Genomic DNA, 20417 nt, shown 5'->3' with positions numbered 1-20417 from the left:
CGACTTGCTGCGCTCCGTCGTGTTCCTGCCGAGCACGTCGACCGCTCGCGCAACACGACCTGTATCGGGCTCCACGACTGGATCGTCTCGGGGTTGAGCGGACAGGCTGTTCCCGAGGTGTCGGAGGTCGCCATCGGGACCGGCTCAACGAGTGGTGAGTCGGACACCGCCCTTGCGAGTGAAGTCGCGCGGACTGTCGTCGCAACGACCGAGCCCGAGACACCGTCGGTGTTCGTCGCCGGCTTCTTCGGAAGTGCTGAGGCGAACGGCCAGGATATCACCGAGGTAGGCGTCTACGCGGGCGATTGGTTGCTGAACCACGCGACATTCCCCGCGAAATCGAAAGACAGCCAGACCACGCTCACCGTCGAAATCACCCTCACCTTCTCCGCCGTCTAACATGACCGACCTCGTCAACCCCTCACCGAATCGGCCGATTAGCGCACAGATTACAGCGGCGACGATAGCCCGTGGCGCACACGCACCCGACGGTGGCTGGGTCGTTCCAGACGGTGACTCAGTCATCGAGGCGACGCCACTCAACGCCTTCACGCCCGAACTATCGAGTGCTGACCTCACCGTTCAGGTCGACACTGGCGAAGCCATCGTTGGCGGCGTCTATCTGGGTCGGGATACGGCGTCGTCGGTAACGCTGGCCGCGTCGACGAGCGACCAGTCGGTGTACGTCGGTGCTGATCTCTCCCAACCTGATGCTGTCATCGTCGGTCTCGACGGTGCGTTCGCGGCCGAGGACCCTCGCATTCCGGTCGCCGACTACGACACCGACGGGTCTGGCGTAATCGACGGAACCGACCGACGAGCCATTGGCCAACAGGTAGATGTCCCGAACCAGCGCTACGAGGGGAGTGGGGCAACGGCTGTCACGAGCGCTGTATCAACCGATGCCTTGGCTGGGCGCTCACTGACGACGCTCGTCCGCGACAGCAGGACGGTCACCCTTCCGGTTGGGCGCATCCCAGATACCGACCGGTCACGGGCCGTCGAGTACGTCCCGAGTGGGCTCTCGCTGAAGCTCGTCGGCATCACGCTCACTACCCCCGATGGAACGGTGCCACAGAACGTCCGCGCCCGCGTCTACGACGAGACCGGCACCAGTCGTTACTCGACGACCGCACGACGGGCGAGCGGGACTGTCGACACACCCCTCGTGACGCTCACGGGTGAGCACGCACCGGTCGAGTTCGTCATCGAGAACGACTCCGGGGCCACCCAGCGCGTTGGTGCGCTGTTCACCTACCTCCTGGAATAATGCCTGATTTCGACTTCGCAGTACAAGACGGTGCGTTTGCGGTGCAGGACGGGGCGTTCGCGGGCGAACTGGCCATCGAATCGTTCAACGACCCCATCGGTGGGGTCGAGAACCTCGACGCCTCACAGGGGCCGTGGCGCGGCTCGGACTCGCTCGTCGGGACGTCCTCGGATTCGTTCCGCGGGCCGTCGTGTGCGGAGCGGTCGAACGACGTCCGGATCCGGAAGTGGTCGTATCCTGGCGATGGCTTGGAGACGTACCCCGAACTGGGGTCGAGTGCTGCTGCAGGCTCGACGATTGCGATGGCGGTCCGCCCCATCGACAACTTCATCGGCATTTCGTTTTGTCACGCGCCGGGCCACGAAACCGACGGATACGGCTGTTACTGGCTGACGCTGGACTTCGACACCTACTACGACCAACTCGCGTTTCGCCGAGCGGACTCTGGGGGCGACATTCCGTTCCTGACTGAGACCGGCCCGGCCGTCCCGGACGATGAGTGGTACATCCTTGCGGTCGTCCTCGACGGTGATGGTGAAGGCCACCACGTTGGCCAGCTGTGGGCGACGGACGTGCCGTCGCCGGGCTCGGGCGTCCGGACGACACTTGAAGACGAGATCGTGATGGACGACACGCAGCATCGAGGACGAGGAGTCGGCTTCGTGCAGGTCGGGACAGGGAACTGGGACGAACTCCAGCTCGGTCTACCGTAACGAACCACTCGCTCACAACGAGTTCTGTACGGTACCCCTTCCGAGTCAAAGTGTAAACAACGCGCAGCGTAGCGACAGCTATCCATGATCACCAGACACGGCATCACGTTCAGCACAGTCAAACACGCGGTCGACGACCTCGGCTGGTCGCCCGACGCGTCCGACCCGATTAGCATCCCGACCGACGACGACCTGCTCATCGAGGTGCCGCCCGGCGAGTACGTCTTCGAGGGCTCGGGCAGCAAGCACGGCCCCGTCGACGGAACGCTCCGACGCTGGGGCATCCGCGGGCTCGGGAAGACGCCGGCCGATGTCGTCTTCCGCTCCGATGGCCCATCGACGCGGTTCATCAACAGTTCGTTCGACAGCGAGGATATCCTCGTCGAGAACCTCGCGTTCGACAACGGCGACTCCTGGACCGGCGGGGACATCGGCAACGCGCTTCGCGCTCGGGACGGCATCGAGGTCCACGACGTCGATCACCTCGGACGCTCCGGTGCCGAGCCGTTCTGTCGCTGGTCGCTCATGCCGCTCATCGGCGAGCCCGACGGCGAGGGGACCATCGAACGCTGGCGAAAGACCGGCCCCTCGATCTTCGTCGGTCACGGCTCGTCGGACGGCGGCGGTGGTGTGTTCAACGCCCACGAGGGGACGCTTCACTTCCGAGAGTGCGTCGTCGCCAACCAGGGCGGTGACGGCGGACTCTACACCGGGAAGCATCCGGGGAGCATCGTCTTCGAGCGCTGTGAGTTCGACACGAACGACATGGCGGTCATCCGGTCGGCCGCTGGGTCGGAGCTGCACGACTGCGAGGTCGTGATGGACTGGGAGAACGCACATCCCGAGAACCTGCTCGCCTCCGAGCTCCCCGATGACGTCCGAGAGGCCTACAACGCTCGCCGGCGACCGTTCGGCGACTCGAACAAGGACGGTCCAATCGAGGAGGACGTCCCGACCGGAATCAATGGCGTCTACTTCTCGAGCGCGCAGTTCGGGAAAAGCGGCGGCGGCATTTATCGATGTGAGGTCGAGATCCGCTCAGTCCACAGCTCGCGCGGGCAGGCGGGCATCACGATCAACAACTCCGATGGCGCGCTCGACATCCACGACACGACGGTTCACGTCGACGTCGATGGCATCCCGCCTATCTGGTGTCGTGACCCCGCCAACCAGCGCCTCTCCAGACACAAGACGCCCGCCGAGCCGTGGGGCATCGACCTGCGAAACGTGGCCGTGACTGGGAGTGGCGACTGCGATGGCGGGGCAGCGGTCGTCCTTGAAAACCGTCACGGCTCGCGGCTGGCGGGTGTCGAGGTCGATATGCCGAACGCGCGGGCGGACATCGACGTCGACGGCTCTCGGGACGTGGTGCGAACGGACGGCGGCGAGGACAGCGGCGGAGACAACATCACAGACACAGCCATGAGAGACCTCACAATCAACGGCACTGGCACGCCAGAAGCGACGTATCGCGTGGAAGTCGACGGCGAACTCGAACACGGCGACGACTCCAACCCTGCCGCGGGCGACGCGGTCGAGGGGCCGGTCGCCACCGGGACGATTCGCTGGACCGGCACGGACAGCTATCGATTCTCGGGCGACGTCGTCCGGGCCGAAGCGACTGGTGAGGCGGAGATCCTCGTCGATGGCGAGGTACTCGCTCTGCCCTACACTCTCGACGAGAGGCCCGGTGGCGACGAGGATGGCGGCGACAGCGGTGACGAGTCGGGAAACGATGGCGGCGGCGACTCTGCCGATGGCTCGGACGATGGGGGCGATTCCTCGGCTGAGCTCGAGGCGCTGGCCGGCCAGGTCGCGACTCTCACAGCAGACGTCGCCAGCCACGACGAACAGCTGAGCGAACACGAGGCGGCGCTGGGCAATCACTCCGAGCGCCTCGATGAGGTCGAGAGCGACACGTCACGGCTCCAGGCACTCCGGGAGAAGCTGGCCGGCGTGTTCACACGCGAGTAGAGACTCCTTTTCAGCGGAAGCGTAGTGTGTCCCCTCGCCGGATGGAGCTGTCACTCCAGTTGAAGGCGAGGGGTAGAAGAACAGCGAACAGTGGCGACGCTCGTCAGTCAGAACAGCAAAAGCCTCGGCGCACTCGGGCGTGGTGGGCCTCTCGCCCGCACGTCGAGCACTCTCGGGTGGCGTCGGTGTCCCGCCGCGGGTCGCAGGTGTCACAGCGGAGGTCGCCGTGAGCAAACTCCTCGACGAGCAGCGCGATCCCACACGAGACGCAGTGCGTCTCGGGGTGCGGGCCGTCGGCGACGTGAGTGCTCATGCACACCACCGGTCCTCGCAGTCGAGGCAGGCGTGGACGCTCGCCGTCCCCCACTGGTCGGTCAACTCGTCGCCGCGAACCATTACCCGCACGCGGGCGCTCCCGCAGCACGGACAGGTCATCGCTCGACCTCGCGAACCTCGGCGTCACGGAATGCTTCAGCTTCGCGCTCGCAGAACTCGACGGCCGCCGAACGGCCGACGAACCGGTCGGACTGTCGCGCCTCGCCGGTCGCCAGCCCCCGGACGACGTCGCCGTTGCGCATCACCCGGAGCTGTGTGCGCGTCACCGACCCGAGCCACTCGTAGTCGACGGGCGGGCCGTCGTAGGGCTTCACCTCGACACGGGAGACCAGGCGGACCGCGTCGACGTCGTCGGGGTCCGCCCCAGCGTCGAGGAGGTCCATCACGCCGACCGGCGAGGCATAGTGCTCACGGCCGGTCTCAGAGTCGTGCCAGCGCACGTCCGGGTGGTTGTTCGCGGCGAGGCGAGCAGCGGCTGTCGTGACCAGGTCCTCAACCGTCATTCGTGGACCTCGTAGGCTGGTTCGATGGCGGTGAGGTTACCCAGCCGCGTGAGGCAGGCGTCGGTCTTCGAGTGGACCTCACGGAGCGTCGCGTGGGCGATGATCTCCCGACCGTCCGTGGTGGCGAGCGTGAGCGTGTACTGCCCACGGTCGGCGTCGGGGCCGTGAGCGCACTCGACGACACGGCCTTCGACGTACTGGATCGTGCCGGTCCGCCGACTGAGGTACGAGACGCGAGCGCGGACGTGCTGTTCGGCCGCCGCCTTTGCGACGGGCAGCGGTGGGATGCGAAGCGATGCAGTGGAGTTTTCATCCGCCGACGTCGTTTCTGTGGTTGCCATTGGTGTAATCCATGGCCCATGCGGACTCGGTGTCTTCAGCACCGGGCCGCTTTCTGCGACCGTCGCCCGCTGAGCCATATCTGTACCATGTAGCCCGGACTACTAGTACTTTACTACTTGTTAAGCTAATCAATCGGTCTGTTTATCGGATGACCAAGAAACATAAGTTGTAGTACACCCTACTAAGCCACTGGTGACCGGATGAGCAACCAACCAATGCCACTCCGAGTCGACGACAAGACCGAGGCGGTGCTTGACGCGTTCCAAACCCACGGCTACGCGACGACCGGCTACCTCGTCGAACAGACGGGTCTGACCCGGCCGACGCTCGGCAAACGCCTCGACCGACTCTACACGGCGGGCTGCATCGACTACGTTCACGAACCGACCGCATTCTGGATTCTCAAAAATGACCCACGAGACACAGAAGACACAGACTGACTACCGCACCGAGGTCGAAGCACAGCTCGCCGAGCACGTCCTCGTGCGCGCACTCTGTCGCTCCCGAACGGACCCCGATAGCGCACGGGATGCCATTGCGACCGCCGTCGCCGATGGGCAACTCGTCGAGGAGGGCGAGCGCTATCGAGTGAAGACGTGACCAAAACACACAACGACGATTAGGTCCGCTGAGCGTTCTGAATGTCAGTCTTCACGCGGGAGAAATGCGGCAGTCCCTTAATCGTGATCGAGTCCGCGCCGAGGTCCAGCGTGAGCATCCCACCTCCGAGCAACTTTTCTTTGAACCCGCGACTGGACTGGACGCGCTTGATTTGAGAGATTTGATACTCGTCAGTGCTCGTCCCAGTCCATCCGCCTTTCTTGATAATCACGCGGTCAGTTGTGATGATATAGCGCGTCTTGCGCCGGGAGCGCCAAATGAAGTACAACGGGATGACGCCGACAACAAACGGGAGCGTTGCAATTCCAAAGACCAGCGACCAAAACCATTTGCTCCAGCGCGGGCGCAGGTCATGTTGGACGCTTTCCCCATTGAGCAGTGAGATACCGGCTACCTGTTGAGTCACACAGGGGAGACACCGACGTGATAGAAAAGTGTTCGGCGGCCTGAGCTATCACGACGCTACCGAGACGGCCGACCTGCGAGACCTGGCGAGCAACGGCTGGGTCGTCGCCGCGGAGGTCATCGATCAGTAACGACCGCCGCTGTCTATGCTCTCGGGCTACTCATCCCCACGGCGGTCGTTCCGGCGGGCGGCCATGATACCCCGAAGTGCGACGACGTGCTGGATTGCGTCGTCGTCGAGGTCGACGCGGTACATCGGCGAGTTACCCGCTTTCTCCGCTTCTTCGATGAGACCGTCGGCAAGGAGATCGTCGAGGTGTTTGTAGACCGACGTCCGCCCAACCGCCGCCCGGTCGGCTATCGCCGAGGGATTCAGCTTCTCGCCGCGGACGCGGATGAGCGCTAAGAGAATCTGGAGCTTCGACGTCGGCGTGAGCGCTTCGATGAGCGGGTCGCGCTCGACGCTCGGAGCGTCCTGAGCACGCTGTTCGACCTCCTCGGGGGTCGGGAGTTGCGCCCGCTCGTCGTCGCTCAGGTCTGTGAGAAGCGCGCTTTCGGCCGCCTCCTCGACGTCCGGGGAGTCGTCTGTTGGTCCATCCATACCTCACCCATGTGATGCGTCCTCTTAGCCATTCCCCAAAAGTGGGCAGTACTGTTCAGAAAGATGAACGGCTTTGTAACAGGCGAGTATAGTGAGTGGCACTGCCGCAGCTATCGGGTGGGTTGGTGCCTCCATCCTGCCCCATACTACGCTACTACTGTTGCTCACTCACCCATGTTTCTTACAGCAAACAGTGGTGTTTGTAGTTGCACACGGCTAAGTGGGTGGCCCTCCTCGGTGTCGTTGAGGACAGATGACTCCCGAACCAACCACCGACGCGACCGACGAATCGACCGACGACGACGTCACGGTCTACGAAACGGCCAGCGAGATACTCGACGCGAACGCACTAACCCAGTTGGTGACGCCCGAGTCGCGGGCGAAACTCATCGTCGCCCTGCTCATCCTCGAAGGAGACGCCGACAGCCCCACCAGCATCGTCGAGCGAGCGGGCCTCGGACGCAACTCGTGGTACAACAACCGAGACGCGCTTCTGTCGGCCGACGCGGCCGACGACGACTACGACGGCCCCAGCTACGGCATCATGGAGCAGGAAGGGAGCATCGGCAACTCCCCGCTCTACCGCATCAAGATGGACGACCCGCTCGTCCAAGCACTCAACGACGTCCTGAACCTCGCACGGGTCCGACGGAGCGGCGACGAGGACCTCGTCGAGGCCTACGACCGATGAGCGGGCGTGAACCCGACACGGCGAGGTCCTCAGCTGCGAGGAGTGCCCGGCGACGTCCCGACGCTCGCACGCCAGCGGGCGGGAGGCACACGATGGGTAGTCTCGCCGGAACCGATTAGTCCTCCGGGCGCGTGGCAACACACGGAATCAGGAGCGGGCGTGTCACTACACGCCCCCTTTTCAGTCACTCACGAGTGCCGACAGTGGCACTGGAGCCTCAGGCAGGGTGCCCCGCGATATTCGTACCGGACGGACTCATGAATTCGCTGCGCTCTCAGAACGGTAGGTCGAGGCCGCTAACGTTCACTGTAACCCACTCAGATAGCACCACCATTGTTATGTAAAGCCGGTTGTACTACGCCCGTATACAACGATGAGGGGGGAGTCGGGAAGTCGATGATTGTGATTTTCACTGACCCCACACTCTGTAACAAGACTCATTTGATAGTGTATTGTCGAGAGTATCATGTCAGATAATCCTGTGCGATGGCGGGCGGCTCTGCCCGCAATCGTGCTGGGGATGCTGTTGGTTCTCGCGGGATGCGCTGGGACAGGCCCCGGTGCGAACAACACGACAGACGCTGCGTCCTCCACGACCGGCAGTCTCGACACGGCGACAGATGCTCCGGTGGAGGAGACGGAAGACACGGCAAGCACCGACGCGGCCTCGACGAGTACCGAGGTCACCGCGTCCACTACGGAGTCAGCGACGACCGACACCACGGCGGCCGACGAGAAGGCAACGGACTCCGAACCGGCGTCAACGACGAGCGCTGCGCAGACAACCGAGCAGGCGACAACGAGCCAGCCGACCGAATCCGGCCCACAGACGGAGTGGACCGTCGAGATTGTCCGAATCGTCGACGGGGATACCTACGAGGTTCAGTTCGAGGACGGTTCGGTCGAAGATGTCCGCCTGCTCGGTATCGACACGCCGGAGGTCCACACCACGAACGACCCTGCTGAGTTCGAGGGCATACCGGGGACTGGAGACGGGGAATCGTGGCTTCGGGACTGGGGTCACAAAGCGAGTGACTACACGAACAAGCGCCTGGCCGGTGAAACGGTGACCATCGAGACCGACCCGAGTGCGGATCGCCGCGGGTCGTACGGTCGACTTCTGGTCTACGTCTATCACAACGGCGAGAACGTGAATCTCCAACTGATCGAGCAGGGCTACGCACGCCTGTACGACACGGACTTCTCGGAGCGAAACGCGTTCACGAGCGCCGAACGAACGGCGCAGAACGACGGCGTCGGGCTCTGGGGTTACGAAGCGCCAGCACGGTCTACACCGGAGCCGACCGAGCGCAAGACCGAGGTGCCCTCTGAGGGTGGAGTCGACGTCCCACCGGTTCCCGCCGATGGTGACTACAACTGCGGTGACTTCGACACCCAGGAGCAAGCGCAGACCGTCCTCGAAGACGAGCCCGGTGACCCGCACCGACTGGACGGTGATGGCGACGGCGTCGCGTGTGAGTCGCTTCCCTGAGCCACAGTATTCTGCTATCGCAGAGGTGAATCAAGAGTCCGGACTACGTGTGTCGCCTCACTCTTCGATTTCCAGCGACTGGAGGATGCGGAGGCTGTACTCATCTTGAGAGATCTCACCGTTGATGAACTGCTGGGCACTTTGGGCGCTCACGGTGAAGTCACCGATTCGCTGGCTGTTCGCGTCGAGGATCTGCGCGAACAGCCCCTCCGTCTCCCAGCCTTCGCCAACCAGCCCGGCGTACGCACCCCCAACAACTCCCATCTCGGCGGCCAGTCCGTCTTGGGTGGTCTGGGCGGTTCGATAGGCTACACCGACGACGCTCTCTTGCATCCGGGTGTCGGTGACGTCGACACCCTCGCCGATGAGATACGATTCGTAGAACGCGAGGTAGTCCTCGTCTTCGAGGTCGATTGATTCGGGCGTCTCGACGACCGGAGTGGACGCTGGTGTCGAGGGCTCGGCAACCGTCGCTAACGCCTCGGTGGTGGTGGCGCTCGTGGGTTGGGAATTCGCTGAGTCACTCGGACCTTCATCGGCTGAACAGCCCGCGAGCACGGTCGTTGCGAGCGTCCCAGCCAGGCCCAGATACCGTCGCCGGTTCATGACTGTCCGTCAACGGGTTCATTTAAAAGTGTTCGGCGTTCTGGATTATCATACTACAGAGCCACGGCGGTTCACTTTCACTTGTGCCCGCCACGTCGATATGCCTGTCAGCCGTGAGTCTGCCGCGCGTCGGACAGTTCTGCTATAGTTTCAGTTTCACTGAGGCGTCAAAGAGGCGCTTTTTATCCCCACGTCCTCGTGCCGTTCGGATGTCACGCACTCGTCGTCCTGCCGTCCGTCTGGAAGCGGATGGCTCCTCACAGGCTGATGCACCGCCGCGGGTGGTGATCGACAGCACCGACCCGCTCGACCGTCGTCGATACCGCTGTCCGAACGGGCACGTCCGGTTCGAGCCGACGAACTCCCACGTGTTCTGCCGGTCGTGTGCGGATGCGGCGAAACACGACGACTCGGTGAGCCCCGATCACTACGAACTGTTCGACGCGAAAACCGGCGAGGCCGTCGCCTGGTCGCAGGTGGAGTGGCGATAGGCGATGTGGTGGCTACTCGGTGGTGTCGTCGTTGAGCGCTTCGGCGCGACTGGCGAGAACCCCTCGTTCGAGTTTCTCGTCGAGGAATGCGTGGCCGTCGTCGGTGATACCGTAAAGTCCTGTGTCGATTCGGTGCAAAAGGCCGAGCCGGACCAGACGACTGGCACGAGCCGAGATGTAAGCGGCGTTGCTACCCGTGAATTTGCTTATTGCGCCGGGAGTGAGGTTGCCGTGCTCGCGGATCAGTTCGAGGACACGCTCATCCGACTGGGTGAGCACGTCGTCGTCGCGCATGACGTTTTCGCGTCCACCGTCACTCGACATATCACCTCCGGTTTTGTGAATTTTCATAGACTCACTATGTTTTTGCGGGGTCATCCTACACATATCCTAAAGCACCCTTTGGAAAAGTACTTGTGGGTGCGCTCCCTTGCCACGGATGGACGACAGGCTCCCCCTGTCACGCTCGCCTCAAAAGCGGGCCCCCGGTAAGGGGGTTAACGGTCGTGTTAGAGCACGACCGGCCGTCGTCCACCCACGTAAGAGGCGGAGTTCGGTCGGCTAGCCATAGCGCACCGGTCTGAATAAGTATTCGGACTGTTGCAAGCCCGCGCGGCGGCGTGCGAGGCCGTGGCTGGTCGTTCGTTCTCCGTGCTCCGTGGAAAAAGACAGCCAACAATGTCCACGGATACGCGCGAGGGGGTTAAGACTCCCTCTTCGGACGGCGAAAGCACAGACAACGAACACGAACGCCTGGTCGAACGCCTAACCCACTGGCTTGCCGCGAGAGCTCGGCCGGAGGGCCAACCGATCTACCGGACGACGGCGACGAAGGTGGCGACTGCCTTCGATATCGACAAGCGCCACGCTGGGCGACTGCTCCAGGCGGTCGCCGACGCCGACACCGCACCAGTGGTCGTCGAGTACCGCGGGACGTCACGCTCTTCCTGGAACGTCTACCGCCGCGACGGAGGTGAGGCCTGATGGCGATCACGACGACGGAGGTCGACGCGACCGACCTGACTGCGTTCCAGATGCAGTGCCTGCGAGTCATGGGCGCGACGGGCGGCGACTACGGCCTCGGCATCAAGCGCGAGCTCGAAGCCCGCTACGGCGAGGAAGTCAACCACGGCCGTCTATATCCGAACCTCGACGACCTCGTCCAGTCCGGCCTCGTCGAGAAGAGCGAGATCGACAGGCGGACCAACGGGTACGAACTGACCGAGAAGGGGCAGTTCGTCCTCGTCGACGAACTCGGTGCGTTCTTCGAGGACGTCGCCGGATTCAGCGGCCACCACGCACTCGAAGTGGAGGGGTTCGCCGTCGACTTCGAGGAGGTCGATGAGTGATGGAGGCGTTCGAGATCGTCGGCTACCGCGAGAAGGCCGACCTGAGCGACGAGTTCTCCGACCGCGAACTCGACGATATCCAGGCGCTTCTCAACAGTGCCGGGCTGAAGATCCTCGGAGAACACGGCGAGAACGACGGGTACTTCCTCGTCCGCTATCAGGAGATCCTCATCGAGCCATCGGACGACGGAGGTGCGGAGTGATGACCGGAACGCGTTCGACGCTCGTCGTCGCGGCGCTCGCTGGTGTGATCGGCGGGTTCGCCGCCGTCTGCCTGTTCATCACCTGGATGGTCCTCGCTGGGATTTCCCAGCGGCAGGCGACTGTCGAGCAGGTCCAAGAGAACATCGAGCGTGAGCTTCGGCAGGGGGTGTGGTGATGTCCGCCGACCACACTGGGGGCGACACGGGGGTAACCAACACTGCGTCGCTCGCACGCGAGGTCGGTGAGGCGCTCGGTGACGCCGAGATCCAGACCGGCGCGGTCTGCCTCGAAGCCGACTGCATCTTCGAGTTGAACTACCACCGGGGCTGGCGCGAGCTGAACAGCCAGGCGCGGACGAACCTGCGGAACGCGGCGGCGGGCCACGCCACCGGGCAGGGCCACCGCGTCGCCACGCTCGGGCTCTCGCTGATGGACCCCGAGACGGCCGTGTTGTTCATGCGCGACGGCGAGCCCCGACTGCTCCACCTCGCCCGTGATGACCCCGACGTCCTGACCGACGGCGGTGTCGACGAACGGTCGCTTCGCCAGTCAATCGAGGACCGCGAACTGAACCGCCGGTTCGACGATCCCGCCTGGTCGAAGCTGAACACGCTCGTCGACGAGGAGCTCTACAGCTTCGGTGTCGCGGGCGGGGCGCTGGACGACGTCGTTCTCGAACACATCCAGAACGCCCGTGACGAACTCGAACGCGCCCGTGAGATTCGCGCGGTCGACCTCCGCGCCGAACTCGTCGCGGACATCATCGGCGGTGATGCCGATGAGTGACCGCCGCGTGATGCTCGACCTCGAAACGCTCGGCCTCGACCCCGGCTGTGTCATCCTCAGTCTGGGGGCTGTGGCGTTCGATGAGGAAGGCGTCAAAGAGACATTCTCCCGTTCTATCAGCCTGAAATCGTGCGATGAGGCAGGGCTGGAAATCGACGCCGGGACGCTGGAGTGGTGGCTCGGACAGGACGAGAACGTGCAGGAACAGCTCACTGGCGGCGACGAACTCACCGAGGTTCTCCACGAGTTCAGCGAGTTCTACTCCGGCGCTGAGGAAATCTGGGGCAACTCGCCGTCGTTCGACTGCGAGATTCTCTCAGCCGCCTACGACGCGGCCAACGCGCCGGTTCCGTGGGAGTTCTATCACGAGCGCTGTTTCCGCACGCTGAAGGCCATGCCCGGCGCGGTGGACCTCGAACGCGAGGGCGACCACCACGACGCACTGGACGACGCCGTTCATCAGGCGCGTCGTGCGTCCGCGACGTTGGCGAGGTGGTCGGAGTGACTGACGCAAACCCCTCGATGAGGGTCTGTAGTGACGCCTTCTCGCGTGTCGAACAGCGGATTCTCGACACCGACCACCGCCACGCCGACGGCGTCGTTCGAGCGGCCCGTGGTGACCCCTCACCAGCGACCGGTCGTGAGCTCCAGCAGGTCATCTACCGCGCCGAGGGCGACCTCGTCGCGCGCATCACCCACGACGACCGGACCGTCTACTTGCGGAAGAGTCCGCGGACGACGCAGTTCGAGCGCGCCATCGCGAAGGACGGCGAGTCCACTGTCACTGACTACGGCGTGACCGCGGCGGCGTCGCTCTTCGATGGCGACCTCGCGTTCGTCCTCGGCGAGGACGTCGACGTCTTCGAGAACCCGGACGTGGACAGTCGCAAGAACCCTCAGGAGGGTCGCCGATGACGTTCTCGGCCATCTGCACGAAGCAGACTATCAGCGACTACCTCGCGCTGCTCGACCCGCTCGTCGACGAAGCGCGATTCCACCTCGGCGCGGAAGGCATCCGCTCGACGATGGCCGACCCAGCGACGGTCGCCTGTGTCGACGCGAACCTCGACGCCGGGGCGTTCGAGAGCTACGAGGCCGACGGCGAGACGATTGCCGTGAACCTGGGCAAGCTCAAGGACATGCTGAGCGTCGCCAGCAGTGACGAACTGGTCTACCTCGACCTGAACGAGGAGACGCGGAAGCTGGACATCACCGCGGGCGTCGTCGACTACTCGCTCGCACTCATCGACCCCGAAGCGATTCGCGACGAGCCGACGTTCACTGATATCGACGACAGCGAGTTCGTCGTCGACGGGCGGACGCTGCTGACCGCGGGCACGGCCGCGGACAACCTCGACGAGAACGACCACATCACGCTCGGCTTCGACACGCTCGACGAGCAGTTCACCGTGACCGCGCAGGGCGATACCGACGACATGGACATCGCCATCGACCGCGAGGACCTCATCGCCGTCTCCGCGTACGAGGCTGGAGGGACGACGCTCCTCTCGCTGGATTACTTCCAGGCGGTGTTGAAGCCCATCACGAAGGACGTCGACGTTCGGATCCAACTCAAGGACGACCACCCGCTCCGGCTGACATTCGACCCGAGCGAGGACTGCACAGCCCAGTACATGATCGCACCGCGGATTCAGAGGGACTGACCGATGGCGATGAGCACAAATACGCGGAAGATGCCGCCCACGCCTTCGCGAGACAACGTGGCGCTCGGATGCGACTGTAGCCCATCCGACGCCGAGGTGCCTGCGCACATCAACGCCTGTGCCTGTTCGAACCACACAGGCGTCTGTCGGGCGTGTGGGTTCAAAATCACCGTCGGGCCGTCCGGGACCGAGTACGGACACGGTAGACAGCGGAACTTCGCGCCCAGCAACCGCGATGGCGACTGCCAACACCGCCCCGCGGTCTGCGACCCCGGCCGTACCAACCAGTTCGCTACAGGTGACCCCGCATGAGCGCCGGTAGTCCCAACCAGCACCGTCACCAGGACGGTCACATCGTCCGCAGCGCACATCCCCAACAGCAGTGGGACGCTCGCGCCGGCCGTGAGTGGGTCGGGTACCCGGTTCGTGCGGCGTGGCGCGAAGCCCACCCCGTCGACACGAGTTACTCCTCGCCGGGCTCCTACGTGCGCTATCACGCGGAGTCGGGGATGATGCTGCTCGCCGCCTACGGCTTCATCCAGACCACGTGGTCGCTGTCGATGGAGGCCGGCGAGGAGCGCCGGCGCGTCCTCGAGCAGGTCGGCGAGGTGGTCAGTGATGAGTAGCGTACTCGAACGTCTCGACCGCGACGACCCCGAGGTTCGTGAGACGCTCGCTGACCTCGCGACGAGCGACCGGCCGCTCGCGCCGGCGTACGCCGACATGTTTCGCGACTGGTACGGTGATGAACCATGACTCGCAATAGTGAATCCGCTGATGCGTTGTCGCAGGGCGTGTATCGCGAGGTGCCCCGATGAACTGCCCACGGTGCGGGAAGTTCGCTTACGTCGTCTACGAGTGGCGGGGCGCATCCTACGGAGAGCACGCCGCGTGCGGCGACTGTGGGTACAATATGGTCAACCACCCCAACCTCGCCGAGCGGGTCGGCTACGAGGTAGAAGCGTGACACCCTCCACGACCTCCTACCGATTAGACGTCGATACCCAGCTCGTCTTTGACCGTTTCGAGCGCTTCGGGGTCGTTCTTGACACGCTCGAACACCGCCTGGCCGAGCAGGCGCTCGATGTCCGTCTCGGCGCTCGCGATGTCTTCGACAGCTTCGTTCTCGGCGGTGTCTTTCACTTTCCGAGCGACCTCGTCCTGGGGCGCTCCGCAGTTCGGACAGTAGTCAGCGCTCGTCGAAACCGTCTCGCGGCACGTCCCACACGGAAGGGATTCGAGCGTGAGAGCGTTCTCGTCGTCTTCAGTGCCAGCGCTGAACCCGAGCGCCTGATGGATGGCCGAGGCGCGCTCGGCGTCGCTCGTGTAGTCGTAGACGTCGATCATCTCGCTCAGCGTCGAGGACTTCCAGCCGGTGATCGACTGGATCTCCTGGGGCGTGAGTCGGTCGGAGTTGCTCAGCCGCGTCGCCGCCGTCCGCCGGAAGTTGTGCGGGTCGGTCGGTTTCTTGACGCCGGCGCGCTCGGCTGCGTCACGGATGAGGTTGCGCGCTCGCGAGTCGCTCAGCGCACACTGCTGAGCTTCGTCTCGGTCGAAGCCGCGACGAATCGCCCAGAGCGGTGCCTCGTCCATGTCGGGCGCGGGATGCGGGTGGCGAAGCCACGCCCGCAGGTCTGCTCGGGAGTGGAGAATCGGGATGGCCTCCAGGCTCAGATCCTTCAGGCCGTCTTCGACGTCGGTGTTCGGCGTCAGATACGGCTCGTCACCGTCGAGGTGGACGTCACCGACGCGAAGCGAGAGCACGAGTCCGATTCGCCCGCCGATGTCGCCCAGGAGCGAGACGAGCGCGCGATCGCGAGCGTTCGTCGTGGCGTCTTTGATCGCCTCGATCTCCTCGCCGGTCAGCATCGCATCACGATTAGAGGCCCCTCGGACCTCGACCTCCGGGAGTTCGATGTCATCATGGAACGCATAGGCGTCGTAGGAATCACGGCCATCGAGATAGCGGAAGAACAGCCGCAGCGTGCGCGAATAGCCGAAGATGGCAGAGCCGTCACGGGAGAGCCCGTACCCGCCGGCATCGCTCGGGGCGACGAGCGTCGAGAACAGTCGCTCGACGTCTTCGAGACCCATGTCGAGCAGCGGGACGGCCGCTCGCTCGGCCGAGCACTTCAGATTAGAGATGTCGCTGCGAAGCGTGTTCCGAGCCAATCCCTTCGAGTCGCGACGCCACGTGACGAACGCCCGGATGGCGTCGCGGTCTCGGTCGTTGATGTCGGCGTCCTCGAGAAGCTCCCAACTCCGATTGAGCCGATGGGCGATGCGGGTCGGCTCGTTCACGTCGACCATGGAACTGCCGAAGAACGCTGGGATAATAGTCGTAATGTCCCGGATATGTCGGCCATACCCCCCGCGACGCGGCGGGGGGTGAAATAGCTCCGCCCGCGTCGAGGCGTCGGCGGTGGCCACACACGCTGCTTGCCGCCACCGGTGGAGACAGCCGTCGTCGCCGCCTCCGTTCGACCATGCGACTCTACCTCTCGGCGGGTGAACGCCGCCTCGTTCGCGTCACGCTCGCCGTGTTCGGTCTCGCACACCTGCTCGCACCGGGACTCCTGATTCGTGGCGCTCGTTTCGCGTACGACCACGGACTGGACGTCCGGTTCGTCGCTCACGAGGGAACGACCCGACGGGTCCGTCTCGTCGGCCTCTGTCTGGTCGTCGCGGCGGCGACGTGGCACCGTCTCGCACGGCTTTAGGCGAGCCAAAACTTCGGTGGGCTTATGCGTCGTTAGGTTGGCCTAAACCGTATGTACGACGAACGGACACGACGGCAGTTCCTGTTCACGAGCGGTACGGTCGGTGTGGGCGCACTACTGGCTGGCTGTGCGAGCGACGGCGGGAACGGCGGGTCGACGGGGACCGACGAGTCGACCGAGACCGCCGACGAGACGGCGACGGACGGGCCGACCGCCGACGAACCCACCAGCGAGGCGACGGAGGAGCAGTCGACCGAGGCGGGCTACTCCGTCTCGATGGAACCGGTCGGCACCGTCGAGTTCGAGGCCGTCCCCGAGTCCGTCGCCACCTACTGCCCCGGGTACGCGGACATGTCCGTCGCGCTCGGCCACGGCGACGCCGTCAACACCGTCGGCCAGAAGGCCCGCTACCACACGACGTACTACGACGACCTCTCGGGCGTCGGCATCGACAAGAGCGGCCTGACGAACATGTACCAGGGCGGCATCGACAAGGAACTGTTCTACGAACTCGAATCGGACCTCCACCTCGTCGACCCGAACTGGCTGCTGAACAACTTCGACGGCTGGGCGCAGGCCGACGTCGACGAGGTCACCGACAACGTCGCGCCGTTCCTCGGCAACACGATCTTCCGCCGGACGGACTCCTGGCACGACTACCGGTACTACTCGATGTACGAGGCGTTCGAGAAGGTCGCGCAGGTCTACGGCGAGACCGAGCGTTACGCGGCGTTCTCCTCGTTCCACGACGACGTCCTCTCGACCGTCGAGTCGAACCTGCCCGCCGAGAGCGAGCGCCCCAACGCGCTCCTGACGTTCGGCTCCAGCGACGAACCGGAGGCGTTCTCGCCGTACCGTATCACCGACGAGGGGACGAACAAGAAGCAGTTCCGTGACCTCGGCATCGGCGACGCGCTGGAGGGGACGGGCGTCAGTGGCCTCTCGACGAACGACCGCGGCCAGATAGACTACGAGACGATGGCGCAGGTCGACCCCGACTCCATCCTCGTTCGCGGCCACGAGACGAAGACCGAAGCGGAGTTCCAGGACACCGTCGTCGCGTTCATGGAGAGCCACCCCGTCGCCAGCGACCTCACGGCCGTCCAGAACGGGATGGTGTTCCGTGGCGGCCCCATCTACGAGGGACCCATCCAGAACCTCTTTCTCACCGAGCGGTTCGCGCAGGCGTACTTCCCCGACAGTTTCTCGGGCGACCTGTTCGACCGCGAGGAACTGGCGAGCGTCATCACCGAATCGTGAAGCGGTTCTGCTGGCACGAGAGACCCTGAGCGTCTCTCGAACGTCACCGGGCGGTCGAATTCGGCCGCAGCGAGGGACACGACCGCACCGACCTCGCTTCCGGTCGTCTCCACCGGTGCCGACTCCGAAACGGTTTTCACTGTTTTAGGGGTACCTAAACGCAATCGCATGGCGACCGACACCGACACGGCCACCGACCGCCGCACCCGGCCTCGCTTGGCGTCGCTGGCCGACGGCCGACTGTTCTCGCTCTGTCTCGGGAGTTCGCTGCTCGTCCTCGCCAGTCTGCTCGTCCAGGTGAGCTTCGGGACGTACTCGATGAGCATCGCCGAGGCGTGGGGGGCCGTCCTCGACCCGCTGGTCTGGACGAACCCACAGGTCCTGCTCCGGTTCCTGTTCGGTGAGGGCCTCGGGAACGCCGTCGCCGGGGCGCTCGGACTCTCGACGGCGGCCGTCGACCTACCGACGGCGACCAACATCGTCTGGAACATCCGCCTGCCGCGGGTCCTCGTCGCCGTCTTCGTCGGGATGGCGCTCGCGGTGTCGGGCGCTATCTTCCAGGCCGTGACGCGCAACGAACTCGCCAGTCCGTTCATCCTCGGCGTCTCCTCGGGAGCGGGGCTGACGGTCCTGCTCACGCTCGTCGTCTTCTCCGGGTTCGCCCTCGTCGTCCCGTTCACGGCCGGCAGCGTCGTCCTCAGTGCGACGGCGCTGCTCCCGCTGACGGCGGCACTCGGCGGTGCCGTCGCGTTCGGTATCGTCTACGCCATCGCCTGGAAGGGCGGGACGAGTCCGGTCCGTCTCGTGCTGGCGGGCGTCATCGTCTCGACGGTGTTCCAGTCGCTCCAGACGGCGCTGTTCACCTTCGCCAGCGACATCGGCGTCGTCCAGCAGGCGCTGGCGTGGACCACGGGGTCGCTGACGGGTGTCGCGTGGCCCGAAGTCCGTATCGCCCTGCCGGGGACCGTCCTCGCCGTCGTCCTCGCGCTGGCGCTCGCCCGGCAGTTGAACGTCCTCCTGCTCGGGGAGTCGACCGCCCGCTCGCTCGGCATGCCCGTCGAGCGGATGCGCTTCGCGCTCTCGGCGGTCGCTATCCTCGCCGCCGCCTCCGCCATCGCCGTCGCGGGCATCGTCAGCTTCGTCGGTCTCATCGTCCCCCACGTCGTCCGAAACGTCGTCGGGAGCGACTACACGAAACTCGTCGTCGGCTGTCTGTTCGTCGGGCCGGCGCTGCTGTGTGCGGCGGACGTCGGTGCACGCCTGTTCTTCGAGGTGGCGTTCGGCCAGCCACAGCAACTGCACGTCGGCATCGTCACGGGACTCGTCGGCGGGCCGTACTTCCTCTATCTCATGCGCAGACAAGACGAGATGGGTGAGCTATGAGTCGGAACGACGGCGAACGCGAGGACACCCCGGACGGTGGCGAGGCCGGCCGTGACGCGGTCGCTCCCGACACCGGAACCGACGACACGCAGTGGAGCGCCCCCAGCCACGACGAGTCGGCCGGGAGTGCCGTCGTCGGCGAGGGCCTCGCCATCGGCTACCCCTCGACGGAGGAACCGGTCGTCGAGTGCGAACGCATCGACGTCCCCGACGGCGAGATAACCGCGCTCGTCGGCCCGAACGGGTCGGGGAAGTCGACGCTCCTGAAGTCGCTCGCTCGCGAACTCGCGCCCGAACGGGGGAACGTGATTCTGAACGGTCGGGCCATCGAGGAGCGCTCCTCGAAGGAACTCGCCCGCGAACTGGGCCACCTCTCGCAGGAACACGACTCGCCGTCGACGCTCACCGTCGAGGACCTCTGCTACCACGGCCGGTACCCGTATCGTGGACTGTTCGACTCCCTCTCCGCCGAGGACGACGCGGCCGTCGAACGCGCGATGTCGCTGGCGGGTGTCGAGCACATCGCCGACTCCGAACTCGGGCAGCTCAGCGGTGGGCAGCGCCAACTCGCGTGGATAGCGATGGTGCTCGCCCAGGAGACCGACGTCCTCCTGCTGGACGAACCGACGACGTTCCTCGACTTACACCACCAGTTGCGCGTGCTGGAGACGCTCCGACAGCTCAACGCCGACGAGGGCGTCACGGTCTGTGTCGTCCTCCACGACATCGCACAGGCCGCCCGGTTCGCGGACTACCTCGTCGCCCTGCGCGACGGCGAACCGTACGACTGGGGGCCGCCCAGAGAGGTCGTCACCGAGGAACTGCTCGCCGACGTCTTCCGGGTGGACGCCGCCGTCCGCTACACGCCCGAACCCGAGGTCATCCCGCGGTACGCGCTCGGCGAGCGCGACGAACCGGGGACGGACGGGGCGGAGACGGACGATGCGGACGACGACGGTGGCCGGCCCGGTGACCGTCCCGACGCGGGGTGAGGCCCCACGCCGTG

General features: G+C 64.8%; 33 protein-coding genes. 24 read left to right on the top strand and 9 right to left on the bottom strand.

Annotation, left to right across the window (positions count from 1 at the left end):
• The first annotated feature begins 117 nt into the window (after positions 1–117).
• The 4 genes from GQS65_RS09965 to GQS65_RS09950 all read left to right on the top strand — a co-directional run bounded on the left by GQS65_RS09965 (position 118) and on the right by GQS65_RS09950 (position 3957).
• On the top strand, positions 118–399 hold the full coding sequence (locus GQS65_RS09965) for a hypothetical protein (RefSeq protein WP_158204450.1): 282 nt from the start codon (positions 118–120) through the stop codon (positions 397–399).
• 1 nt (position 400) lies between these two features.
• A complete protein-coding gene (locus GQS65_RS09960) occupies positions 401–1270 on the top strand; it encodes a hypothetical protein (protein ID WP_158204449.1) in 870 nt (289 codons plus the stop codon).
• Complete coding sequence (locus GQS65_RS09955; protein WP_158204448.1) at positions 1270–1983, top strand: hypothetical protein; 714 nt, start codon at positions 1270–1272, stop codon at positions 1981–1983. Before GQS65_RS09960 ends, GQS65_RS09955 begins: the two co-directional genes overlap by 1 nt.
• A gap of 84 nt (positions 1984–2067) precedes the next feature.
• Positions 2068–3957: a hypothetical protein gene (locus tag GQS65_RS09950; RefSeq protein ID WP_158204447.1), complete on the top strand. Its 1890-nt coding sequence runs from the start codon at positions 2068–2070 to the stop codon at positions 3955–3957.
• A 103-nt stretch (positions 3958–4060) separates the two neighbouring features.
• Here the strand turns inward: GQS65_RS09950 and GQS65_RS09945 are convergent, their stop codons facing one another.
• The 4 genes from GQS65_RS09945 to GQS65_RS09935 are packed head-to-tail and all read right to left on the bottom strand — an operon-like array spanning position 4061 to position 5137.
• Complete coding sequence (locus GQS65_RS09945; RefSeq protein ID WP_158204446.1) at positions 4061–4270, bottom strand: hypothetical protein; 210 nt, start codon at positions 4268–4270, stop codon at positions 4061–4063.
• On the bottom strand, positions 4267–4392 hold the full coding sequence (locus GQS65_RS21900) for a hypothetical protein (RefSeq protein WP_267902900.1): 126 nt from the start codon (positions 4390–4392) through the stop codon (positions 4267–4269). The genes GQS65_RS09945 and GQS65_RS21900 overlap by 4 nt, the downstream gene beginning before the upstream one ends.
• Entirely contained in the window at positions 4389–4796 is a 408-nt protein-coding gene (locus GQS65_RS09940; protein WP_158204445.1) for a hypothetical protein, read from the bottom strand. The genes GQS65_RS21900 and GQS65_RS09940 overlap by 4 nt, the downstream gene beginning before the upstream one ends.
• On the bottom strand, positions 4793–5137 hold the full coding sequence (locus GQS65_RS09935; RefSeq protein WP_158204444.1) for a hypothetical protein: 345 nt from the start codon (positions 5135–5137) through the stop codon (positions 4793–4795). The genes GQS65_RS09940 and GQS65_RS09935 overlap by 4 nt, the downstream gene beginning before the upstream one ends.
• A 201-nt stretch (positions 5138–5338) precedes the next feature.
• On the opposite strand from GQS65_RS09935, the gene GQS65_RS09930 reads away from it, so the two are divergent.
• Entirely contained in the window at positions 5339–5578 is a 240-nt protein-coding gene (locus GQS65_RS09930; RefSeq protein ID WP_158204443.1) for a helix-turn-helix domain-containing protein, read from the top strand.
• Positions 5547–5738, top strand: coding sequence for a hypothetical protein (locus GQS65_RS09925; protein WP_158204442.1), 192 nt, complete (start codon positions 5547–5549; stop codon positions 5736–5738). Before GQS65_RS09930 ends, GQS65_RS09925 begins: the two co-directional genes overlap by 32 nt.
• A gap of 19 nt (positions 5739–5757) precedes the next feature.
• On the opposite strand, the gene GQS65_RS09920 is transcribed toward GQS65_RS09925, so the two are convergent.
• On the bottom strand, positions 5758–6165 hold the full coding sequence (locus GQS65_RS09920) for a PH domain-containing protein (protein ID WP_158204441.1): 408 nt from the start codon (positions 6163–6165) through the stop codon (positions 5758–5760).
• A 156-nt stretch (positions 6166–6321) separates the two neighbouring features.
• Positions 6322–6765: a winged helix-turn-helix domain-containing protein gene (locus GQS65_RS09915; protein WP_158204440.1), complete on the bottom strand. Its 444-nt coding sequence runs from the start codon at positions 6763–6765 to the stop codon at positions 6322–6324.
• 253 nt (positions 6766–7018) lie between these two features.
• Between GQS65_RS09915 and GQS65_RS09910 the strand changes: the two genes are divergently transcribed.
• Both GQS65_RS09910 and GQS65_RS09905 read left to right on the top strand, forming a co-directional pair.
• Positions 7019–7456: a hypothetical protein gene (locus tag GQS65_RS09910; RefSeq protein WP_158204439.1), complete on the top strand. Its 438-nt coding sequence runs from the start codon at positions 7019–7021 to the stop codon at positions 7454–7456.
• Positions 7457–7922: 466 nt separating this feature from the next.
• On the top strand, positions 7923–8948 hold the full coding sequence (locus GQS65_RS09905; protein WP_233265068.1) for a thermonuclease family protein: 1026 nt from the start codon (positions 7923–7925) through the stop codon (positions 8946–8948).
• A gap of 57 nt (positions 8949–9005) precedes the next feature.
• Here the strand turns inward: GQS65_RS09905 and GQS65_RS09900 are convergent, their stop codons facing one another.
• The gene (locus GQS65_RS09900) at positions 9006–9554 is read right to left on the bottom strand and encodes a hypothetical protein (protein ID WP_158204438.1); all 549 of its coding nucleotides are present in this window, start codon (positions 9552–9554) and stop codon (positions 9006–9008) included.
• A gap of 209 nt (positions 9555–9763) precedes the next feature.
• Between GQS65_RS09900 and GQS65_RS09895 the strand changes: the two genes are divergently transcribed.
• Positions 9764–10045, top strand: a complete 282-nt coding sequence (locus GQS65_RS09895) for a hypothetical protein (RefSeq protein ID WP_158204437.1) — start codon at positions 9764–9766, stop codon at positions 10043–10045.
• 12 nt (positions 10046–10057) lie between these two features.
• On the opposite strand, the gene GQS65_RS09890 is transcribed toward GQS65_RS09895, so the two are convergent.
• Positions 10058–10339 carry a MarR family transcriptional regulator gene (locus GQS65_RS09890; protein WP_158204436.1) on the bottom strand — a complete coding sequence of 94 codons (282 nt, stop codon included), beginning with the start codon at positions 10337–10339 and terminating at the stop codon, positions 10058–10060.
• Positions 10340–10879: 540 nt separating this feature from the next.
• Between GQS65_RS09890 and GQS65_RS09885 the strand changes: the two genes are divergently transcribed.
• The 11 genes from GQS65_RS09885 (at position 10880) to GQS65_RS09835 (ending at position 15015) form a co-directional block, all read left to right on the top strand.
• On the top strand, positions 10880–11029 hold the full coding sequence (locus tag GQS65_RS09885) for a hypothetical protein (RefSeq protein ID WP_158204435.1): 150 nt from the start codon (positions 10880–10882) through the stop codon (positions 11027–11029).
• Entirely contained in the window at positions 11029–11394 is a 366-nt protein-coding gene (locus GQS65_RS09880) for a PadR family transcriptional regulator (protein WP_158204434.1), read from the top strand. Before GQS65_RS09885 ends, GQS65_RS09880 begins: the two co-directional genes overlap by 1 nt.
• Positions 11394–11597: a hypothetical protein gene (locus GQS65_RS09875; protein WP_158204433.1), complete on the top strand. Its 204-nt coding sequence runs from the start codon at positions 11394–11396 to the stop codon at positions 11595–11597. Before GQS65_RS09880 ends, GQS65_RS09875 begins: the two co-directional genes overlap by 1 nt.
• Positions 11597–11773, top strand: a complete 177-nt coding sequence (locus GQS65_RS09870) for a hypothetical protein (RefSeq protein WP_158204432.1) — start codon at positions 11597–11599, stop codon at positions 11771–11773. The genes GQS65_RS09875 and GQS65_RS09870 overlap by 1 nt, the downstream gene beginning before the upstream one ends.
• Positions 11773–12384: a hypothetical protein gene (locus GQS65_RS09865; protein WP_158204431.1), complete on the top strand. Its 612-nt coding sequence runs from the start codon at positions 11773–11775 to the stop codon at positions 12382–12384. The genes GQS65_RS09870 and GQS65_RS09865 overlap by 1 nt, the downstream gene beginning before the upstream one ends.
• Positions 12385–12394: 10 nt before the next feature.
• Positions 12395–12889, top strand: coding sequence for a 3'-5' exonuclease (locus GQS65_RS09860; protein WP_233265106.1), 495 nt, complete (start codon positions 12395–12397; stop codon positions 12887–12889).
• Complete coding sequence (locus GQS65_RS09855) at positions 12886–13299, top strand: hypothetical protein (protein WP_158204429.1); 414 nt, start codon at positions 12886–12888, stop codon at positions 13297–13299. Before GQS65_RS09860 ends, GQS65_RS09855 begins: the two co-directional genes overlap by 4 nt.
• Positions 13296–14048: a DNA polymerase sliding clamp gene (locus GQS65_RS09850; protein ID WP_158204428.1), complete on the top strand. Its 753-nt coding sequence runs from the start codon at positions 13296–13298 to the stop codon at positions 14046–14048. Before GQS65_RS09855 ends, GQS65_RS09850 begins: the two co-directional genes overlap by 4 nt.
• Before the next feature lie 308 nt (positions 14049–14356).
• Positions 14357–14674, top strand: a complete 318-nt coding sequence (locus GQS65_RS09845; protein WP_158204427.1) for a hypothetical protein — start codon at positions 14357–14359, stop codon at positions 14672–14674.
• On the top strand, positions 14667–14804 hold the full coding sequence (locus tag GQS65_RS09840; RefSeq protein WP_158204426.1) for a hypothetical protein: 138 nt from the start codon (positions 14667–14669) through the stop codon (positions 14802–14804). Before GQS65_RS09845 ends, GQS65_RS09840 begins: the two co-directional genes overlap by 8 nt.
• Before the next feature lie 58 nt (positions 14805–14862).
• Positions 14863–15015: a hypothetical protein gene (locus GQS65_RS09835; RefSeq protein ID WP_158204425.1), complete on the top strand. Its 153-nt coding sequence runs from the start codon at positions 14863–14865 to the stop codon at positions 15013–15015.
• A 23-nt stretch (positions 15016–15038) separates the two neighbouring features.
• On the opposite strand, the gene GQS65_RS09830 is transcribed toward GQS65_RS09835, so the two are convergent.
• Complete coding sequence (locus tag GQS65_RS09830; protein WP_158204424.1) at positions 15039–16358, bottom strand: tyrosine-type recombinase/integrase; 1320 nt, start codon at positions 16356–16358, stop codon at positions 15039–15041.
• Between the two features lie 176 nt (positions 16359–16534).
• Here GQS65_RS09830 and GQS65_RS09825 point away from each other — a divergent pair, with 176 nt between their 5' ends.
• The 4 genes from GQS65_RS09825 (at position 16535) to GQS65_RS09810 (ending at position 20403) form a co-directional block, all read left to right on the top strand.
• Positions 16535–16768: a hypothetical protein gene (locus tag GQS65_RS09825; RefSeq protein ID WP_158204423.1), complete on the top strand. Its 234-nt coding sequence runs from the start codon at positions 16535–16537 to the stop codon at positions 16766–16768.
• 51 nt (positions 16769–16819) lie between these two features.
• Positions 16820–18028: an ABC transporter substrate-binding protein gene (locus GQS65_RS09820; RefSeq protein ID WP_158204422.1), complete on the top strand. Its 1209-nt coding sequence runs from the start codon at positions 16820–16822 to the stop codon at positions 18026–18028.
• A 168-nt stretch (positions 18029–18196) separates the two neighbouring features.
• The gene (locus GQS65_RS09815) at positions 18197–19411 is read left to right on the top strand and encodes a FecCD family ABC transporter permease (protein WP_158204421.1); all 1215 of its coding nucleotides are present in this window, start codon (positions 18197–18199) and stop codon (positions 19409–19411) included.
• Positions 19408–20403 (top strand): ABC transporter ATP-binding protein, encoded by a 996-nt coding sequence (locus GQS65_RS09810; RefSeq protein ID WP_158204420.1) that lies wholly within the window; start codon positions 19408–19410, stop codon positions 20401–20403. The genes GQS65_RS09815 and GQS65_RS09810 overlap by 4 nt, the downstream gene beginning before the upstream one ends.
• Positions 20404–20417 lie beyond the last annotated feature (14 nt).

Source organism: Halomarina oriensis (genome assembly GCF_009791395.1).
Taxonomy (GTDB): Archaea; Halobacteriota; Halobacteria; order Halobacteriales; family Haloarculaceae; genus Halomarina; species Halomarina oriensis.
Note: the sequence above shows the minus strand (reverse complement) of the source record. Positions and strands in the feature narration are given on the sequence as shown.

Bases quoted from the DNA above. Each gene is read 5' to 3' on its own strand.
- GQS65_RS09895 (WP_158204437.1), top strand. From the start codon at position 9,764: ATGTCACGCACTCGTCGTCCTGCCGTCCGTCTGGAAGCGGATGGCTCC.
- GQS65_RS09870 (WP_158204432.1), top strand. From the start codon at position 11,597: ATGACCGGAACGCGTTCGACGCTCGTCGTCGCGGCGCTCGCTGGTGTG.
- GQS65_RS09825 (WP_158204423.1), top strand. From the start codon at position 16,535: ATGCGACTCTACCTCTCGGCGGGTGAACGCCGCCTCGTTCGCGTCACG.
- GQS65_RS09935 (WP_158204444.1), bottom strand. From the start codon at position 5,137: ATGGCAACCACAGAAACGACGTCGGCGGATGAAAACTCCACTGCATCG.
- GQS65_RS09865 (WP_158204431.1), top strand. From the start codon at position 11,773: ATGTCCGCCGACCACACTGGGGGCGACACGGGGGTAACCAACACTGCG.
- GQS65_RS09860 (WP_233265106.1), top strand. From the start codon at position 12,395: ATGCTCGACCTCGAAACGCTCGGCCTCGACCCCGGCTGTGTCATCCTC.
- GQS65_RS09850 (WP_158204428.1), top strand. From the start codon at position 13,296: ATGACGTTCTCGGCCATCTGCACGAAGCAGACTATCAGCGACTACCTC.
- GQS65_RS09840 (WP_158204426.1), top strand. From the start codon at position 14,667: ATGAGTAGCGTACTCGAACGTCTCGACCGCGACGACCCCGAGGTTCGT.
- GQS65_RS09880 (WP_158204434.1), top strand. From the start codon at position 11,029: ATGGCGATCACGACGACGGAGGTCGACGCGACCGACCTGACTGCGTTC.
- GQS65_RS09890 (WP_158204436.1), bottom strand. From the start codon at position 10,339: ATGCGCGACGACGACGTGCTCACCCAGTCGGATGAGCGTGTCCTCGAA.
- GQS65_RS09875 (WP_158204433.1), top strand. From the start codon at position 11,394: ATGGAGGCGTTCGAGATCGTCGGCTACCGCGAGAAGGCCGACCTGAGC.
- GQS65_RS09955 (WP_158204448.1), top strand. From the start codon at position 1,270: ATGCCTGATTTCGACTTCGCAGTACAAGACGGTGCGTTTGCGGTGCAG.
- GQS65_RS09900 (WP_158204438.1), bottom strand. From the start codon at position 9,554: ATGAACCGGCGACGGTATCTGGGCCTGGCTGGGACGCTCGCAACGACC.
- GQS65_RS09820 (WP_158204422.1), top strand. From the start codon at position 16,820: ATGTACGACGAACGGACACGACGGCAGTTCCTGTTCACGAGCGGTACG.
- GQS65_RS09945 (WP_158204446.1), bottom strand. From the start codon at position 4,270: ATGAGCACTCACGTCGCCGACGGCCCGCACCCCGAGACGCACTGCGTC.
- GQS65_RS09950 (WP_158204447.1), top strand. From the start codon at position 2,068: ATGATCACCAGACACGGCATCACGTTCAGCACAGTCAAACACGCGGTC.
- GQS65_RS09915 (WP_158204440.1), bottom strand. From the start codon at position 6,765: ATGGATGGACCAACAGACGACTCCCCGGACGTCGAGGAGGCGGCCGAA.
- GQS65_RS09815 (WP_158204421.1), top strand. From the start codon at position 18,197: ATGGCGACCGACACCGACACGGCCACCGACCGCCGCACCCGGCCTCGC.
- GQS65_RS09845 (WP_158204427.1), top strand. From the start codon at position 14,357: ATGAGCGCCGGTAGTCCCAACCAGCACCGTCACCAGGACGGTCACATC.
- GQS65_RS09905 (WP_233265068.1), top strand. From the start codon at position 7,923: ATGTCAGATAATCCTGTGCGATGGCGGGCGGCTCTGCCCGCAATCGTG.
- GQS65_RS09930 (WP_158204443.1), top strand. From the start codon at position 5,339: ATGAGCAACCAACCAATGCCACTCCGAGTCGACGACAAGACCGAGGCG.
- GQS65_RS09910 (WP_158204439.1), top strand. From the start codon at position 7,019: ATGACTCCCGAACCAACCACCGACGCGACCGACGAATCGACCGACGAC.
- GQS65_RS09960 (WP_158204449.1), top strand. From the start codon at position 401: ATGACCGACCTCGTCAACCCCTCACCGAATCGGCCGATTAGCGCACAG.
- GQS65_RS09810 (WP_158204420.1), top strand. From the start codon at position 19,408: ATGAGTCGGAACGACGGCGAACGCGAGGACACCCCGGACGGTGGCGAG.
- GQS65_RS09835 (WP_158204425.1), top strand. From the start codon at position 14,863: ATGAACTGCCCACGGTGCGGGAAGTTCGCTTACGTCGTCTACGAGTGG.
- GQS65_RS09940 (WP_158204445.1), bottom strand. From the start codon at position 4,796: ATGACGGTTGAGGACCTGGTCACGACAGCCGCTGCTCGCCTCGCCGCG.
- GQS65_RS09925 (WP_158204442.1), top strand. From the start codon at position 5,547: ATGACCCACGAGACACAGAAGACACAGACTGACTACCGCACCGAGGTC.
- GQS65_RS21900 (WP_267902900.1), bottom strand. From the start codon at position 4,392: ATGACCTGTCCGTGCTGCGGGAGCGCCCGCGTGCGGGTAATGGTTCGC.
- GQS65_RS09830 (WP_158204424.1), bottom strand. From the start codon at position 16,358: ATGGTCGACGTGAACGAGCCGACCCGCATCGCCCATCGGCTCAATCGG.